The sequence below is a fragment of the Deltaproteobacteria bacterium genome, from assembly GCA_003194485.1.
Taxonomy (GTDB): domain Bacteria; phylum Desulfobacterota; class Dissulfuribacteria; order Dissulfuribacterales; family UBA3076; genus UBA3076.
This window is the reverse complement of sequence record PQXD01000008.1, coordinates 25,048-42,651: the sequence shown is the minus strand read 5'-3', so window position 1 is coordinate 42,651 and position 17,604 is coordinate 25,048. Positions and strand designations below refer to the sequence as shown.

General features: G+C 48.9%; 14 protein-coding genes. 12 read left to right on the top strand and 2 right to left on the bottom strand.

Translation table 11 applies throughout. The features are described 5' to 3' along the window. Positions 1–6 precede the first annotated feature (6 nt). Positions 7–3,678: a hypothetical protein gene (locus C4B57_06090; protein PXF54650.1), complete on the bottom strand. Its 3,672-nt coding sequence runs from the start codon at positions 3,676–3,678 to the stop codon at positions 7–9. Positions 3,679–3,682: 4 nt separating this feature from the next. Next, complete coding sequence (locus tag C4B57_06085; GenBank protein ID PXF54649.1) at positions 3,683–4,654, bottom strand: hypothetical protein; 972 nt, start codon at positions 4,652–4,654, stop codon at positions 3,683–3,685. Between the two features lie 785 nt (positions 4,655–5,439). On the opposite strand from C4B57_06085, the gene C4B57_06080 reads away from it, so the two are divergent. The 12 genes from C4B57_06080 to ygbF all read left to right on the top strand — a co-directional run bounded on the left by C4B57_06080 (position 5,440) and on the right by ygbF (position 17,587). After that, complete coding sequence (locus C4B57_06080) at positions 5,440–5,883, top strand: nickel-responsive transcriptional regulator NikR (protein ID PXF54697.1); 444 nt, start codon at positions 5,440–5,442, stop codon at positions 5,881–5,883. A 63-nt stretch (positions 5,884–5,946) separates the two neighbouring features. Next, the gene (locus C4B57_06075; protein ID PXF54648.1) at positions 5,947–8,403 is read left to right on the top strand and encodes a DNA gyrase subunit A; all 2,457 of its coding nucleotides are present in this window, start codon (positions 5,947–5,949) and stop codon (positions 8,401–8,403) included. Further along, positions 8,400–9,437, top strand: a complete 1,038-nt coding sequence (locus tag C4B57_06070; GenBank protein ID PXF54647.1) for a glycerol-3-phosphate dehydrogenase — start codon at positions 8,400–8,402, stop codon at positions 9,435–9,437. The genes C4B57_06075 and C4B57_06070 overlap by 4 nt, the downstream gene beginning before the upstream one ends. Beyond that, positions 9,434–10,174 carry a hypothetical protein gene (locus C4B57_06065; GenBank protein PXF54646.1) on the top strand — a complete coding sequence of 247 codons (741 nt, stop codon included), beginning with the start codon at positions 9,434–9,436 and terminating at the stop codon, positions 10,172–10,174. The genes C4B57_06070 and C4B57_06065 overlap by 4 nt, the downstream gene beginning before the upstream one ends. A 105-nt stretch (positions 10,175–10,279) precedes the next feature. Beyond that, positions 10,280–11,050 carry an MBL fold metallo-hydrolase gene (locus C4B57_06060; GenBank protein ID PXF54645.1) on the top strand — a complete coding sequence of 257 codons (771 nt, stop codon included), beginning with the start codon at positions 10,280–10,282 and terminating at the stop codon, positions 11,048–11,050. 12 nt (positions 11,051–11,062) lie between these two features. Next, entirely contained in the window at positions 11,063–11,734 is a 672-nt protein-coding gene (gene mqnB, locus C4B57_06055; protein ID PXF54644.1) for a futalosine hydrolase, read from the top strand. Positions 11,735–11,788: 54 nt separating this feature from the next. Beyond that, positions 11,789–12,652, top strand: coding sequence for a 1,4-dihydroxy-6-naphthoate synthase (locus tag C4B57_06050; GenBank protein PXF54643.1), 864 nt, complete (start codon positions 11,789–11,791; stop codon positions 12,650–12,652). Positions 12,653–13,291: 639 nt separating this feature from the next. Continuing rightward, positions 13,292–14,008, top strand: coding sequence for a protein TolQ (gene tolQ, locus C4B57_06045; protein PXF54642.1), 717 nt, complete (start codon positions 13,292–13,294; stop codon positions 14,006–14,008). An 11-nt stretch (positions 14,009–14,019) separates the two neighbouring features. Next, the gene (gene tolR, locus C4B57_06040; protein PXF54641.1) at positions 14,020–14,505 is read left to right on the top strand and encodes a protein TolR; all 486 of its coding nucleotides are present in this window, start codon (positions 14,020–14,022) and stop codon (positions 14,503–14,505) included. Beyond that, positions 14,474–15,322: a hypothetical protein gene (locus tag C4B57_06035; GenBank protein PXF54640.1), complete on the top strand. Its 849-nt coding sequence runs from the start codon at positions 14,474–14,476 to the stop codon at positions 15,320–15,322. The genes tolR and C4B57_06035 overlap by 32 nt, the downstream gene beginning before the upstream one ends. 10 nt (positions 15,323–15,332) lie before the next feature. After that, positions 15,333–16,631 carry a Tol-Pal system beta propeller repeat protein TolB gene (gene tolB, locus C4B57_06030; protein ID PXF54639.1) on the top strand — a complete coding sequence of 433 codons (1,299 nt, stop codon included), beginning with the start codon at positions 15,333–15,335 and terminating at the stop codon, positions 16,629–16,631. Positions 16,632–16,702: 71 nt separating this feature from the next. Continuing rightward, the gene (ygbF, locus tag C4B57_06025) at positions 16,703–17,587 is read left to right on the top strand and encodes a tol-pal system protein YbgF (GenBank protein ID PXF54638.1); all 885 of its coding nucleotides are present in this window, start codon (positions 16,703–16,705) and stop codon (positions 17,585–17,587) included. The last annotated feature ends 17 nt before the right edge of the window (positions 17,588–17,604 follow it).

Here is a 17,604-nt window from a genome sequence, read left to right as displayed (position 1 = left end):
GTCTCCTTATGGAAAAATCGGGCTCAATATACGAAACGGCAGCATCAATGTATTCTTGATCAGGTCAATCATGGCCTCGCTCACCGCATCAGGTGAAAGGACCGTGACCTCAGGGTCTTCTATCTGTCCCTTGATTTTTACCGGAAATGCTACGATTGCCGCATCTTTTCCTCCAACGGCCTTTCCCAGCAAAGGTACCTTCGAGACAATGGTATCTATGGTCTTCAGTGGAGCTACCATCACAATCATGTCTGAATCCATGTCGTCCAGATCAATTTTTCCGCTACCAAAGAGGTTTAACCCTTTTCCTTTAATTATAGCATGATCAATAATCAGGTTGTCGTCCTTTACGTTGCACTTAATATCCATTTTTGAAAAAGGAAAACCTTCAGTAAGAAGATCCGGGAGTACATTTTGGGAAAAAAGGTCTATGACATTAAGTACGCTGAATATCTTTGAGAGCAGCGTCATGCGTCTTATCCTGCCATTGGTGGCATTGAGTTCTACCGTGCCCCGTTGCCAGTTGCCAGGTGTCCCTTCAAGGTTTGCATTAAAGACAAAGGGACCCTCTAATATATCTTGCTCAAAACCAAGGCATGAAAGCACTTCCTGGAAGAGTAACTTTTTTTCATGATCTGTAGAGATGGACAGATTGGCCAGACCGTGGCCGGGTCCTGAGTACCAGGAGCCGACAGTATTCAGACCGCAAATAATTCCTGAAGATACGGACACGGACATCTTTCCTTGAGGCAAGAATTTCACCTGACCTGTGAGGGGCTGCCAGACAAAGTCAGTCTCTTTTCTGTTTTTATCAGGAAGGGGTGCTTCTTTACCGCTCGTGTATTTAAACCTGTCCAGATCGAAGTTAATCCTGCCCGTAAGAGAAAGGGAAGAATCCGGTGATTTGGGAATAGGCGCAAGGTCGGTGGAAGGATGCTTTTCTCTGAATGTATCAAGGAATCGGGAGAGATTTCCCCATGAAAGGGAACCGGATGTCAGATCCAGGTCCAGATCAATATTATGCTTTGAGAATGAGGCCCGCCCCCTGGATATCACTGGTTCGCCATTTATTTTTAAAGAGAGTTTATCTATGTCTGTCCATGAGTCATGTCCGTGCAGGCCGGCATATTTGACAGTTATCGGCTCTGCAACTCCCCAGCACCAGTTGAGGTCAGACATCTCTATTGAACCCTTAAGCCGGATAGAACTTGGATCTTCCAAAAGACATCTCAGGTCGCATGAGCCCTTTATGTAGCCCGATAGCAGATTGTTCTTTTCCAGGATCTTGTCCAGAGTGTTTCTTTCCAGGTGTCCTTTCCAATTTAGCAGTAAATTCTCCCTTGGAATCTTTTGCAGATTCAGAGAAAAATGGGCCTTCTCATCCGGAGTAGTAATAGTAAGGTCTCTTATGGAAAACTCCTTTGGATAAGAACCGATATCCAGTTTTACCTTTGCGGCCTTCTTGTTTTCTGTATCCGAGATTATTTCCCCCTTTACATCCGTCCCTTTCGAATCCCATGCAACTTTTAAATGGTCCAGAGTACAGGGGGTCCTGGGAAAGTACGGGGTGGGTATCCAGGCCTTTGATTTTACCCATTGTGAAACACCTTCTCTTATAGTCCCGCTTAGATCAAGCCAGCCCTGCCAGCCCTGCCAATTCCTGTGTCTGAGATCTCCGCTTAAATTCAGTTTCTGGCCTGAAAGACTCATCTTGCATCTGGATATCCGGACATTTTCCTGGCCAGCCTGTACAGAGGCCTGTTCAATGCTGGATGGCCCGGGAAGCAAAGGGCTGTGAAAGCTGAGTCCTTTGGTGCTGGCTGATATGCTGTATTTCCATTCCCGGGGTTTCTTCACAGGCCCTCTAAGCCATGAGTCCGTTACTTCCAGGGGACCATCAATTGAGAGAAGTACTTTGGAGAAGACTTCTTGCAGCCCGGGATAGTGTTTCAGCTCGGCAAAAAGAGGACCCGAGTCCAGAGAGGCATTAAGCCCTGTGATGTCGAGAAAAACCTCATCTTTCCATCTGACCGACCCTTCTATTTCATGGATAGAATGAGGACCGACTATCCCCTGAATATTGCTCCAGTTCACTTCGTCAGGCAGGACCTTGAGTCGGCCTTTCTCGATTTTGATGGGCCAGGAAATCCGCTGATAATTTGCCGTTCCATCAATGCTTGATACCTCCACTCTCACCGAAATATCTTTTAACCTATCGCCCAGGATAAGACGCCCTGAAGTCCTGCCCTGGACATTGCTGAATTTGGCCAACTCATCCCTGAATCCTTGGTGACGCACCAATTTGTGCAACAAGGCCGGAAGTTTTGAAAGGTCTGCATCCAGCTCCAGATCCAATTTAAAGACCTTGTCTTCGCCGATAAGGCCCAATGCAAGAGAACCGTTGCTGCCCAGGGAATCGCCCAATCTGGCTGAAAGATTCTGCCCTGTCAGTATCCCGTTCCTTAGCTCGATCTGGCCCGAGACCTCTTCAAGATCCAGGTCAACGTTTGGAACGTGTATCTGCGCTCCTTCCACGTCGGCCGTGACGGTCATGGCCTCAAGTTTCCGAAAGCTTGGCACAGTTCCCTCAAAGTAATAGGCCGCTTTTCTGGCATTTCCTCCCAGGACTATGCTGCATATCAGGTCGGCCGTCCTGTTCCCGCCGAACAGGACGATGACTTTTCTTCTGATCCCTGAAAGATCCGCCTCTTTTGCCTTGAGGTCGATATGCCAGAGGGCCTCATCAGTGAGAGCCGCCTGATGCCTTTCTATCACTCCTGATAAGCTCAGCTTCGGATCAGTAAGCTCCAACGCATTTACCGACATGTGAAGTTGATGCCCTTTTTTTTCAAAATCCAGGTCTGTATAGCTGCATGAAAGCAGCATTTCCTTGTCATGTGACTCGATTTTCAGACAGGGAAAGTCCCCTTTTACCGAGGCCTTTATATCGTCAAGGCCGGTTCCTGTGATGGCAGCCTTTATGTTTACATCCGAGTCTAATGGCTTAACAGGAATCTTTTTCATGGAAGCAAGAAGAATTTTGTGCGGTTTGAATTCCCGGCAGTCCACCCTTAATTCATAGGAGCCTTTTGACGGCATGAAATGGCCTTTGGCCGCCAGGCTTTTGGCATAGGGTGGTATGCATTTTAGAGATGCATCAATTCTGTCAGGTTCTATATCTACCTTGGCATCGACATTTGAAAAATTGAGGTGATCGGTGTGGTGGAGCAGTCCCGGGAAAACACCTTCCGTATCTAAATCAAGGCTACCATTTTTTATGACAACTGTGGCTGAAAGAAAGGATGGTATTTGCCTTTCTTTTTTGTCAGACGCGGACAGGGACTTGAGGTGGATTTCGGGATTTTCGAGAACCACCCGGCTTATTCCTGGTTTGCCACGAAAAAGACCCGGCCAATCCGGAAAGAGCAGGACCTCAGGAAGCCGTGCCTCTGACCGCTTGTTGGAAACCAGGGCATCAGTAAACGCTAAGTGAGGAAAGAGAAACCAGTGCCAGGAAACCTCTTTGATGTCAATATCACTGTCCAGTTGACGGGCAATCTCACAGGTCAGCCTGGAACGGACCTGTTCCAACTTTAAAACGTATGGAACGAAAAACATCAGAAGACCGGCAACTGCCAAAACAAAGATGAAAATTTTGATAATGCGCGCTTTATTCATCTACTTAATAGTTGAGCTCTGCTGCCAGCAGCCTCAGATGCTCCAGTTCTTCAAAGTCTTTGCAGGAAAGCAATGTCTTTAAATTTGAAAGGGCGGGAGAGATATATGGCCTAAAGAAAATCTTCCCCTTTTTTAAATATAGGTATGAATATGCACCCAATACCTGCATGGTACGCAGGAGGGCAAGCAGACGAAATTCTCTTTCAAAAGCAGTTTTATCCACGGCGATATCCAGGACATCAAGTTCGTCCAGATAGAATTGCAAGAGCTCGGGCCAAATATTCTTCGATAGTGCCACATAAGGATCCAGGATCAGGGCGGCAACGTCATAGCCCAGGGGACCCAAACGCCCTCCCTGGAAATCGATTATCCTCAAGATTCCGTCCCGGACCAGAATATTTCGGGACTGAAAGTCCCGATGCAAAAAATACTCCTTATTGTCAATAAAATCTACTTGTGAAGCCAGCCTTGAAAGTTCATCTTCAAGCTCCGGTGTCTTACTGCAGCCCATGAGATCTTCAACAAAGGACCGCAAAAAGTAAAAGGCCTCTCGTTCCCCGGCCAGTTTGCTGTCATAATATTCTGAGTCATAGCACCATTCGAGGTTGAACCCCCGGCAGCCCCATATCTGCATCTTTGCCAACAAAGAAAGGGCCTGCCGGTAAAGCTCTTTGACCCGTGACCATTTACTTTGGGAGATCAGTGCCAGGATCTCTGTCTGCAAATGCCTGTCTCCAAGATACTCCACCACTATAATTCCGGTTTTTTTATTAAAATCATATAGTTTTGGAACCGGGATTCCGGCCCTGGCCAGATGATTCCCGATAGCAACATAACTGCAGGACTCGGAAGTACCTGTATCTCCTGGAGAAGGTTCAATTGCCAGGGCAGGCTTGCCCTTCCAGCGGATCTTGAAAAAACGCCTGTCAGATCCATCAGAGGAGAGAAGCGTTGCAAATGGTGGCTTCAACGTCATATATTTATTGCAGTAAATATTCTTATGAACCCGTGGTCCCACGTAACCGTTCACTGGGAGGGGATATTTCTTTTCACTTCACACTTCAGCCCCTTGTTTTCTTAAGGCCTTTGACATGGGGGATGTCCTGCCCCCTCTGCATTCGCCTTACGCTGCGCTTAAGGCGATGCAGTTTCCCCCACAGCAAAAGCCGAGAAAACTACGGGGGCTTCCGTTATAAACTGTTCAAAGAAATATCCCCTTCCTGTGAACGGTTGCCATCCGCGCCCTGCCGCAGGAGCGGTTTGCCTTTTGCAGGGTTTCGATCGCGGGCCGGATTGCACTGCCTCTTTCGGTCTGCGATGAGTGAGCTTTGAAACCCGGAAAAAGCTAACCGCTTCAAGGCAGGATATAACGGGTTCACCGGATATTTACCAGCGCATATAATTTTACAATAAGGATCATATCATCGCAAAACATATGTTTGACAATATATTGACACGATGTTTTACTGAAATATATTTAAATAATAACTGTTCACGGTTCAGAGGTTCTGGGTTGTTTACCGAAAATTTGTCTGCTGTGATTCTGTTACAGTTGCGTCTGAGCTGTTAATTCATAAGTTCTGAATAGAGAAATCATCATAGGGAACGATTTGAGGATATTGAAGCCTGTCTGCGTGCGACGCACAGGCAGGCATGGCAGTTGGCCCGGGAGCTAATTCGCAAGGTCAACGAAAGAAAGGTAACCCTGAACGGTGAACCTTTGAACCCGTGAACGGTTACTTTAAATATCTCGGAAATAATATGAAAAAGATCGAAAGCAATAAATCAATAACAAGATTTGGTGTCTCTATTCCTCTGGGTCTGATTCGCGCCTTTGATAAATACATCAGAGAGCGGGAATACAGTAACAGGTCAGAGGCCATTCGCGACCTCATACGGGAGAAATTAATAGAGCAGGAGTGGGAAAAAGAGTTTGAAGGACAAGTGGTGGTGGGCGCTATCACCTATGTATTTGACCACCACAAGAGGGAGTTGGTAGATTCAATTATTGATATTCAGCACAATTTTCCAGACCATGTTATCGTGTCGCAGCATGTACATCTGGATCATCATAACTGTCTGGAGGTAGCTATTGTCCGCGGGGAACCTGATGCCCTGCGCAATCTTGCCTACAAGCTAAAGGCCCTTAAGGGTGTAAAGCACTGCCAGCTTACCATGACCACAACAGGAACCAGCCTCAGTTAACCGTCACATCGACCCCTCTCTTACAATGAGAACGGCACGAGTCAGGATCAGGAGTCTGCAAAAATGCAGGAACGGATAGAAATTTCATCTGGAGTTATTAAGTCGTGCGGTATCACCGAAGAGCTCAAAAAGTCCTATCTCGATTACGCCATGAGCGTGATAATCGGAAGGGCCCTGCCCGACGTCCGGGATGGACTCAAGCCGGTGCACAGGCGCATCCTCTATGCCATGCAGGATCTGAGAAACGACTACAATAAACCGTATAAGAAATCGGCCCGCATTGTGGGCGATGTAATAGGTAAATACCACCCCCACGGAGATGCGGCGGTTTACGACACCATAGTCAGGATGGCCCAGGACTTTGCCATGGGATATCCACTTGTCGACGGCCAGGGAAATTTCGGCTCAATCGATGGAGATGCTCCCGCGGCAATGCGTTACACCGAGATCCGTCAGACAAAACTGGCCCATGAGCTCATGGCGGATATCGACAAGGAAACCGTGGATTTTGTCGCCAATTACGATAATTCCCTTTTAGAACCCCTGGTGCTTCCTTCCAAAGTGCCGAATTTGTTAATCAATGGTTCATCAGGTATAGCCGTGGGAATGGCCACCAACATTCCTCCCCACAATCTCGGTGAGGTGGTGGACGCCTTGATCGCCCTTATACGGAATCCGAACATAACCGTAGCTGATATTATGGAATATATCCCGGGGCCTGACTTTCCAACAGCCGGCTTTATATGTGGAAAGGGCGGAATCAAATCGGCATACGAAACAGGACGCGGAATCATCAAAATGCGGGCCAGGGCTGTAATAGAACAGCAGGCCAAAGGCAAGCGGGAACACATAGTCATTAACCAGATTCCATACCAGGTTAACAAGGCAAAGCTGGTGGAAAAGATCGCCGAACTTGCCCGCGATAAAAAGGTTGAAGGGATCCATGCCGTGCGTGACGAATCCGACCGGGATGGAATGAGGATCGTAGTAGAGCTGAAGAAAGAGGGAATCGCCCAGGTGATCCTCAACCATCTATATAAACATACGGCCATGGAAAGCTCTTTTGGGACGATTTTCCTCGCCATAGTCAATGGCAGGCCGGAACTCCTGAACCTCAAAGAGGTCCTGGTCCACTTCCTCCAGCACAGAAAGACCGTAATCATCAGGCGGACTAAATATGAGCTCAGGAAGGCCGAAGAGCGTGCCCATATACTCAAGGGACTCAAGATCGCACTTGACAATCTGGACAAGGTGGTGGCCCTTATTCGGGGATCGAGCACGCCTGCAGAGGCCAAATCAGGGCTTATTAAGAATTTCGGACTCACGGCCATACAGGCCCAGGCGATTCTCGACATGAAGCTTCAGCGCCTGACCGGCCTTGAGCAGGAAAAGATCCTGGAAGAATATCGGCAAATCCTGAAAGATATCGAAAGCTATCGAAAAATTCTGGCAAGTGATGCCCTGGTCCTTGAAATTATCGAAAAAGAGCTCAAGGCCCTTAAGGACGAATACGCTATTCCCAGGCGTACCGAGATTATAGGAGACCCTGAAGAGATCAGAATCGAAGACCTTATAGTTGAAGAAGACATGGTGGTGACCTTATCTCACAATGGCTATATCAAACGCAATCCATTGAGCCTGTATCACAGCCAGAGACGTGGCGGAAAGGGCATCACCGGGCTGTCCGCTAAGCAGGAAGATTTTGTTGCCGATCTGTTTGTGGCCTCCACCCATGATTATTTTCTCTGTTTCAGCAATCTGGGGAGACTTTACTGGCTGAAGGTCCATGAGATTCCACAGGCATCCAGGATGAGCCGCGGCAAGGCCCTGGTAAATCTTCTGCCGATTGACAGGGAGGCCAATGAGCATATTGCCGCCGTAGTGCCGGTACGTACCTTTGAAGCTGATCATTTTGTAATCATGGCAACAAGGAAAGGAGTGGTCAAGAAGACCCCGCTTGATGCGTTTTCAAGGCCAAGGCCCACAGGTATCATCGCAGCCACGGTACGAGAGGGCGATGAAATCATAGCGGCTGCTATTACTGATGGCCAGGCTGACATATTCCTTGGCACGAGACATGGGCAAAGTATCAGGTTTCCGGAAAACAATGTAAGGCCAATGGGTCGTACTGCGGCAGGTGTGCGGGGCATCAAGCTCGCAAAAGGAGACCACGTGGTTGCCATGGTGGTAATCTCAAAGGCCCAGGAAACGCTGTTCACCGTCACTGAAAACGGATACGGAAAGCGGACCCATGTAAGCGAATACCGTGTACAATCAAGGGGTGGAAAGGGCGTAATCAATATCAGGACCACGGAAAAGGTGGGCCATGTAGTGGGCGTAATCCTTGTAAATGGCCATGACGAGGTCATGCTGATAGGTGCCAGCGGGAATATCATTAGAATAAGTGTTCAGGACGTACGTATAATCGGTCGATCTACCCAGGGCGTGCGCCTTATACGGATTCAGGAAGGAGACCGCCTGGCAGCAGTGGCAAAGCTGGCTGAACAGGACGAAGAATGAAACGGACAGGAGTTTTGGGAGCAGGGAGTTGGGGAACTGCTCTTGCCGTGCTTCTGGCCAACAAAGGAGTTGAAACAGTACTCTGGGCCAGGGACCAGGAGTTTGCGAAACAGATCCGCAGGGATCGCGAAAATAAATCGTACCTCCCGGGGGTGGAGTTGCCCGCGGCACTGAAAATCACCTCGGATATCTCTCAAGCTGTAATAAACAGAGAAATTATTCTCTTTGTAGTACCTTCACATGGTCTCAGAGATGTCGCCGAAAAGGCCTCGATTGTCCTTAGCGATCCATCACAATCACCAGATTTACCTTATGCCCTGGTTTCTGCCAGCAAGGGCATAGAAAACAGGACACTGCTCACCATGACGGAGATCATGAAGGAGGTGCTTCCCTCAAGGCTGTCCGGCAGGTTGGCTGCCCTTTCCGGCCCAAGCTTTGCTCAGGAGGTGGCATCTTCCATCCCGACCGCTGTTACAATAGCGGCTTCAGAACATAAACTGTGTAAAGATCTCCAGGACTTTTTTACTACAGAGACCTTCAGGGTCTATACCAGCTTGGACCTTATGGGTGTTCAACTGGGCGGGGCGCTTAAAAACGTCATAGCTATTGCCTCCGGCATATCAGACGGCATGGGATTCGGGACCAATACAAGAGCGGCCCTGATTACCAGGGGACTTGCAGAGATGTCGCGCCTGGGTATGAGGTTGGGGGCAAATCCTCTGACATTTACAGGGCTTGCCGGCCTTGGAGATCTTGTACTCACCTGTACCGGAGACCTGAGCCGGAACCGCCGGGTCGGCCTGAAGCTGGGTCGGGGCCGATCCATTGACACCATACTTAAGGAAACGAACATGGTGGCAGAAGGCGTCAAGACTACGAATTCGGCCTATGCCATGGCCAGGAATCACAAGGTCGATATGCCTATTACGGACCAAGTCTACAGGGTGCTGTACAAAGGTCTCGATCCTAAAGATGCTGTTAGTGAGTTACTTGCGCGGCCTCCGCGTCAGGAACTTGGGGATATCTTTGCCTGAAGCCGGTGGGTGAAAAGCGCACATACCGTTCCCTTACAGCCAGAGACGGTCTGGTCGGCTTTCAGGTCCGCCACCGGGAAACCGACCTTCACATACAGGCCGAGAGCGATCTTGAAGATGAAGTTTCAAAATGGGTCATAGAGATACGGCTGTCTATTGAGGATTATGCCCGCAGTCACCCCGGTTTTCTCGAAAGCTATGTCCCCTTGCCTGATGACCCTTTTGCCCCTTCCGTAGTCAGGGATATGATAGAAAGTTCTGCAGCCGCTGGTGTCGGCCCGATGGCTGCAGTGGCCGGAGCTATAGCCCAGCACATAGGCAAAAGGTGCATGGAGCTTAGTGCAGGAGAGATCGTAGTTGAAAATGGCGGAGACATATTTCTCCGGGTCTTCAAGCCGGTTACTTCAGCCGTTTGGGCAGGCACCTCACCTCTCAGCGGACGGGTCGGCGTCGCCATTGCTCCCGGCCTGACGCCTTTGGGAATATGTACCTCATCAGGTACGGTGGGTCATTCAAAAAGTTTTGGAAAGGCAGATGCAGTGACCGTGGTCTCTCAATCCGTAGCCCTGGCAGATGCAACTGCAACATCTGTGGGGAATATGGTAAGAACGGAAAGAGATATAGACCGGGGAATCAAGGCCTTAAAACAGATTCCAGGAATCCTGGGAGGATTGATTATAAAAGGGACGAAACTCGGTGCCTGGGGACAGATAGAGCTTGTTCCGTTAAATCTGTAAGTAACCGTTCAGAGGTTCAGAGTTCACCGTTCAATGTTGCTTTTTTTATTAACCTTCCAACCTTTGAACCTGGAACCCTGAACTTTCTTCGAAGGAGTTGGGAAAATGATGGAGATAATCATACTTGGTTCCGGGACAGGTGTCCCTTCTATAAGGAGAGCAGGTCCTGCTACCTGTTTGAGGGTCGAAGGACAGACCCTGCTCATAGACAGTGCCGCAGGGACCTTAAGGCAACTGGTCAGGGCAGGCATATCCTATGACACGCTTGACATTTTGCTCTATACACACTTTCACCCGGACCACATAGGGGAACTGGCGCCCTTTATCTTTGCCACAAGGTATCCGCTCGGATACAAAAGGAATTCTCCTGTGACGGTCATGGCTGCCAAAGGGCTCAAGCGGTTTTATCAGTCCATGATACAGGCATTCGGACAGTGGGTGGAACCTGAGCCCGGGAAGGTCTTCTTCGAAGAGATCCCACAGGAGATGAGTGCAGCAATGCAGCTTCCCCCTCTTACAATACGGAGTGCACCGACTAATCATACTCCCCAGAGCCTGGCCTATCGAATCGAGACATCGAGTGGCAGATCAGTGGTATTTTCAGGAGATACTGATTTCTGCGATGAACTGATAGAGCTTGCTCAAGGCACTGATCTTCTGGTTTCAGAGTGCGCAGCCCCTGAAGGCTACAAGATCCCAGGGCACCTGACTCCATCTGAAGCAGGAAGAATTGCCCAGGCCGCCGGAGTTAAGCGATTGCTCCTTAACCATTTTTATCCGAATTGTGATGAACATGACCTGATTACACCCTGCAGCAAGGTCTATAAGGGGCCGATAATACTGTCAGAGGATTTTATGCGCCTGGTTTTACTTTGACAGGAATGATGAATGGAGACGAGGAGCAATATGGCCATTTCCCGGATCCTGATTGCATCTCCCACAAAAAGAGAAATGGGCTCTTTTCTTCCCCTTGTACACAGATATGGATGCCCTTACCTGGTGTGCGGCCTCGGGACAGGCAGCACCTCTTTTGAGCTGACGAGATTTATTGAGAGCAGAGGCAGGCCATATGCAGTAATCCTGGCTGGTGTGGCAGGAGCTTACGAGTGGGCGGATGTAGAGCTTGAGGATGTATGCCTTGCAAGCTCCGAAGCCTATGGCGATCTGGGCCGTTACGGTCCCTCGGGGATTGAGCCCGTTTTCTTGGGGGGAGACGAAACGCGGACAGAGTTTGCTCTTGAGCCGGGATGGTGCCAAATTATTAAATCGGATATTGTGAAGGAGCTTGGCCTTCGTTGCGGCCCGATGGTCACGGTCTCCTGTGTTACAGGCACCAGAGAGATGGCCTGGGATCTGCATAAACGTTTCAAATCTATTGCGGAGAACATGGAGGGGGCCGCGGCTGCGCAGGTCTGCAATTTCTATCAGGTCCCCCTATTTGAGATCAGGGGTATAAGCAACTGGGTGGGTGATCTTGACAGAAAAAACTGGAGGCTGGACCAGGCCCTGGATGCAACGGCCAGAGTCCTGGAAAAGGTCCTTGGGGTTTTGTTGGATTAGCGAGGTATGCGCAAAACCTGATTATTTTGCAAGTGGCTCCGGCTATTGTAGATTATGGAGAATGTAGGGAACAACAACAGGATCAACCTGGGGTTTTCTTCCTGCCCTAACGACACCTTTATTTTCTATGCCCTGCTTCACAACAAAGTGCATTTAAAGTATAAGCTATCACCTTTAATAGCAGATGTGGAAGAGCTGAATCAAAGAGTTCTTGCAAGGTCTATTGATATAAGCAAGGTGTCTTATCATGTGCTGGGGTATGTCCTGGATGACTATATGCTCCTCAGGTCGGGCAGCGCCATGGGGCGTGGCTGCGGGCCCTTATTCCTTGCAAGAAAACCTTTAGATCCTCAGGATTTTGAGCAATACAGGATTGCCGTACCCGGCGAATATACTACTGCAACACTTCTCTTGAAGCTCTTTGCCCCAGGAATTAAAGAGCTGGTACCTATGAACTTCGCCCTTATCGCTCCAGCAGTTGCCAAAGGAGAGGTGGATGGAGGAATAATCATACACGAGACCAGATTTACCTATCATGAACTCGGCCTGATTTGCATCCAGGATCTTGGGGCCTGGTGGGAAGAAAAGACCGGATTTCCGATCCCCCTGGGCGGAATCATCGCCAGGCGTTCTCTGGGCATTGAGTTGTTGCAGGCAATAGATGCCGCCATTGGAATGAGTATCAGGCTGGCTTTTGAGAATCCTGAAGCCACCTGGGACTTTGTAATGGAGCATGCACAGGAGATGTCTTACGAGGTTGTGAGAAGACACATAGACCTATATGTAAACCAATATACACTGGATCTTGGTGAAGAGGGTATAAAGGCAGTGGAATTTCTTTTGAAGCAAGGACAAAAAAAGGGGATATTCTCCTTTAGGCCCGGCACGGACCTGCAAAAGGCCCTGGAAGGCCCATAAACCTGGGTTGAGCGGTTCAGGGTTGACGCCCTAACCGGCTGTTAACAAAAGGAAAATACGTTGATAGCTGTAAATATTCGGTGAACCCGTTATATCCTGCCTTGAAGCGGTTACCTTTTTCCGGGTTTCAAAGCTCACTCATCGCAGACCGGAGAGGCAGTGCAATCCGGCCCGCGATCGAAACCCTGCAAAAGGCAAACCGCTCCAAGGCAGGGCACGGACGGCAACCGTTCACAGGAGGGGGATATTTCTTTGAACGGTTTAACGGAAGCCCCCGTAGTTTTCTCGGCTTTTGCTGTGGGGGAAACTGCATCGCCTTAAGCGCAGCATAAGGCGAATGCAGAGGGGGCAGGACATCCCCCATGTCAAAAGCCTTAAGAAAACAAGGGGCTGAAGTGTGAAGTGAAAAGAAATATCCCCTTCCTGTGAACGGTTACGTGGGACCACGGGTTCACCGGATATTTACTGATAGTTTCAAATATTATGTTTCACCCAATGGGTAAAAGAGGCTAATCTGAGTCACGCCTCAGGCGGCATAAATAAAGTTAAGAATATCAATAGACTATAACCTTTAAACCCTGAACCTGGAACCGCTCACTTTAGGTTAAAAAATGATTATCTGTCCGGAGGACATCAAATATGGCAGTTGAGACAACGGCGAATATATGGACCATGGTTATCGGTGCAGGACCTGTAGTCAAACTGGTTCTCATAATTCTGGTGGTCTTTTCAATCCTTTGCTGGACCGTAATACTGGCAAAGATAAAGCAATTTCGTCGGGCAAGATACGGCAATGAGGATTTTGAAAGGCTTTTTTGGGAGAGCCCCAGCCTTACCCATGCATACAACCACGCAAGGAAAATGTCGAATACCCCAATGGCAGGAGTGTTTCTCGAAGGATATAAAGAATTGAAGCGTCTTCAGAAATGTCCAAGATCCCGGGATGTGGCTGTTGGCCTGAGGGTATGGCTTGAGACCCTGGAGAGAAGCCTTGAAAAGGGTATCCAGGAGGAATTGGCAGCCATGGAACGTACCCTTCCGTTTCTGGCAACTACCGGTAATGCCGCTCCTTTTATCGGCCTCTTTGGTACTGTGTGGGGGATCATGAGAAGTTTTCACAGTATCGGTCTCACTGGCTCGGCAAGTCTTGCTACAGTAGCCCCTGGTATTTCAGAGGCCCTGGTTGCTACGGCCGCAGGCCTTGCAGCTGCCATACCCGCGGTCATCGCATTTAATGGTTTTATGAGCTGGATGGGCAGGCTGGAGATGCAACTCCAGGGATTTTCGAACGATTTTTTAAATACAGTGGAAAGGCAACTCCTTCACGGCAAGGAAAATTCTCAGGAACCAACATAGGAGAGGACTGAATGACTGACAATCCGGGGCAGAGAAACGGCAAGCGGCGCTACATGTCCGAAATTAACGTGACACCCCTGGTAGATGTAGTCATAGTGCTTTTGATCATCTTCATGGTCACAGCACCGATGATGACCAGAGGGCTGGATATTAATCTCCCAAAGACCACGGCCAAGCCACTTCCCCAAAAGAAGAAGAATATAATCATCACGGTTAATAGAAAGGGGGAAATCTATCTGAACAAGGTCGCTGTGGACGAAGCGGTTTTGAAACGGCACCTTGCCGAGATGAAAAAGACGGGACAGGCCCGGCAGGTCCTCTTAAAGGCAGACGCTGCCATTGCCTATGGAACCGTTGCCAGAGTGATGGCCGCAATTCGTGAAGCGGGAATAGAGGATTTGGGCCTGGTGACACAGCCCCTGAAACCCTCTAAAACAGTACATAAACGATCTAAGACAGAGAAAAATGTCAAAGGGGATAATAACAGGCCGGCTTAACGGAGACTGGAAGCCTGCTTTCATAGGGGCCCTTGGGATACACCTTGCGCTGGCCATACTATCTATTGTCGGGCCGAACCTGTGGGAAAGGTCCTCCCGGCCGATGCCGCCGGTATATACTATAAAACTATTTGAGGCAGCAGAGCCGTTTCCACCAGGTAAAGCCGAACCAAAGAAGCAGATCCCGGTTGTCAAGCCAAGGCCAAAGATCAAAAAGATCAAAAAAAAAGAGAAGAAGGCAATGCCTCTGCAAAAAAGATCAAAGCCAAAGCAGCAGAAGGCCGTGTCCCTCAGTCCCAAGAAGCCTAAGCCAAAGTCCGATAGAAAAAAGCCTAAGCCAAAACCGTTTGCCACCAAGGACACGGAGAAACTCTTGAGTAAGCGTTTAGAGAGTCTTGAAGAGCGTGTAAGGGAAAAATTTATCAAAAATAGATTGAGCGCCATAAGATCCAGCGTTGAGGCCAGGGCAAAGAAATCCGCGACAGCGGCTGCCGGAACAGGGGCAGAGGGCGGACAGCAGAATGAGGTGCTCAGGCTATATTGTACAGAGGTTTGGGCCAGGGTCAGAAACCACTGGGTCCTTCCTGAGCAACTCCTTGACAAGACCGGCCTGGTATCCATTGTGGTGGTCCGAATTGCGCAGGATGGAACGATACTCAAGGCCGGGTATGAACACAAGTCGGGTCACGCCCTGTTCGATCAGTCGGCCATGAGGGCGGTACAAAAGGCAAGCCCTCTCCCTCCATTGCCCCGGGCCTTGAGGCCCGGTCCGCTGGAAATAGGAATCAGGTTCAGACCAGGTGAAGTGGGATTATAAGTTATTAATTATGAACGACAAGAATATTTACAAAAAGGTACTTTTTGGCTGGATCTTTTTTCTCCCTCTTCTGATTTTCAGCACTTCTTTAGTTGAAGCGAGGCTCTATATAGATATAACTTCGCCGTATCTGCAGAAGATCCCCATTGCCGTTCCATATTTAGAGGTTACGCCGGGCACCTTTGAGAATGATCTTCTGGGTCGAAAGATTTCAAAGGTACTCTCGGATGACCTCATCTTTCATGGCTTCTTTTCAGTACTTGATCCTGCCAGCTATGGATATAGGCAAGGTGCAGACTGGAGTAAATTTCGCCTGGACTATCTAGTCAGAGGTTCCATGGAAAAAAGAGGCGACTCCCTGACAGCCGAACTCAGGCTGTTCGATATGTCAACAGGGGCCATGATACAGGGAAGGCGATATAACGGAAAGGTCAAGGATTACCGAATGATAGCCCATCGTTTCTGTGACCTCATAGTAATGGCGATAACCGGGAAACACGGGGTAAGCCTGTCCAGGGTCACCTTTGTGGTCAAAAAAGATGGAATCAAAGAGGTTTATACATCAGACTTTGACGGGTTCAACATAAGGAGAGAGACCTTTGATAAGGGTATTACCGTATCTCCGCGTTACTCTCCGAACGGGAGATATATTGCCTATACATCATACAGGACCGGGAAGCCATATCTTTACATAAAAGATACAAAAACCGGAAAAATATACAGGCTTACCGCATACTCCGGCCTAAACATTTCTCCTGCATGGCATCCGGACAATCAGCGCCTTGCCGTGACCCTGAGCAAAGATGGAAATCCGGACATATATCTTATTGATTTTAAGGGACGGATAATGAAAAGGCTCACCCGAGGGCACGGGATAAATGTCTCTCCTGCGTGGTCTCCGGACGGCAATCACCTGGCCTTTGTGTCCGACCGCAGTGGCAGTCCACAGATATATGTGATGGACATTCGGACCAGGTCCGCCAGGCGTATCACTTACAGCGGAACCTACAACACAGACCCGCAATGGTCTCCCTGCGGGGATCGTATAGTTTACACAAGCCGAATTGAAGGCCGTTTCCAGATATTCAGCATATCGCCGGAAGGCGGAGATCCCATTCAACTTACATGTTCAGGCAATAATGAGAACCCCTCCTGGTCTCCGGACGGCAGGCAGATTTTATTCAGTTCTACCAGAATGGGTCCTGAAAAGGCCCTGTTTGTAATGTATGCCAACGGCAGAGGACAGCGCATGTTGCTGCGTTATTCAGATGGTGTGGAGATAGCCAACTGGGGCCCTAACATTTTTTAGGACACGGCAGGGAGAATTTTGAACTATAAATGCTGAATTTTCTTCAGTAATTCAATAAGAAGGAGTCTGAGATGCAGTCGTTCAATAGATTGAAAGGCATGGTTTTTCCCGGGAAAAGTAAGTCGGTTTTTCTAAAAACAATGCAACTGGTTATCTTTGTTTTCCTGCCCATGCTGTTATTGGTCCGCTGTGCACCCCAGGATCAGGTGAACATGCTGGAAAGGCGCGTAAACGGCCTTTCTTCAGAGAATCGTTCTTTTAGCAATCAGATTAATTTCCTGAAGCAGGAAGTCGCGGAGCTGAAAAAGGCCACACGGAAAGTGGACGAGCAGGACATCGCTTCTATAAGGAGCCGACAGGCGGAATTTGGAAACCGGATGGACGAGTTGCAGGCTGAACTCCTCAGGCTGAACGGCCTGATCGACCAGATTGGTCACAGAAATGAACAGGAGGAAGAGGCGGCGCTCCGTTTCAGAGAGGACCTTAAGAAACAAGTAGAAAATCTGAGAGAAGAAGTCAGGCTGCTTCAGGCCTCCACCAGGGTGACAAAGGAGGTGGAGCAGGCGAGGAAGGAGGCCGTTCAGGGTGCAGTGGACCTGTATCAGCAGGCCCTGGATCTAATCAAGCAGAAAAGGTATAAAGATGCCAAAAAGACCCTGAGGACATACATAGAAAAACACCCGCACGGCAAGAGGGTTGCCAATGCCTATTTCTGGATGGGTGAGTGCGAGTACAACCTGCAGCGCTTTGAAGAGGCAATCCTGGAATACCAAAAGGTGATAAGCAGGTATCCAAAAAGTAATAAAGTACCGGACTCCCTGCTGAAACAGGGTATGGCTTTTGCGAAGCTCGGAGACAGGGAAAGCGCAAAAATCGTACTTAACAAGCTTATTAAAAAGTATCCAAAGAGCCCGCAGGTAAGGATAGCCAAGAAAAAGCTTGCAAGAATAAAATAGAAATCTCCCCATAAATC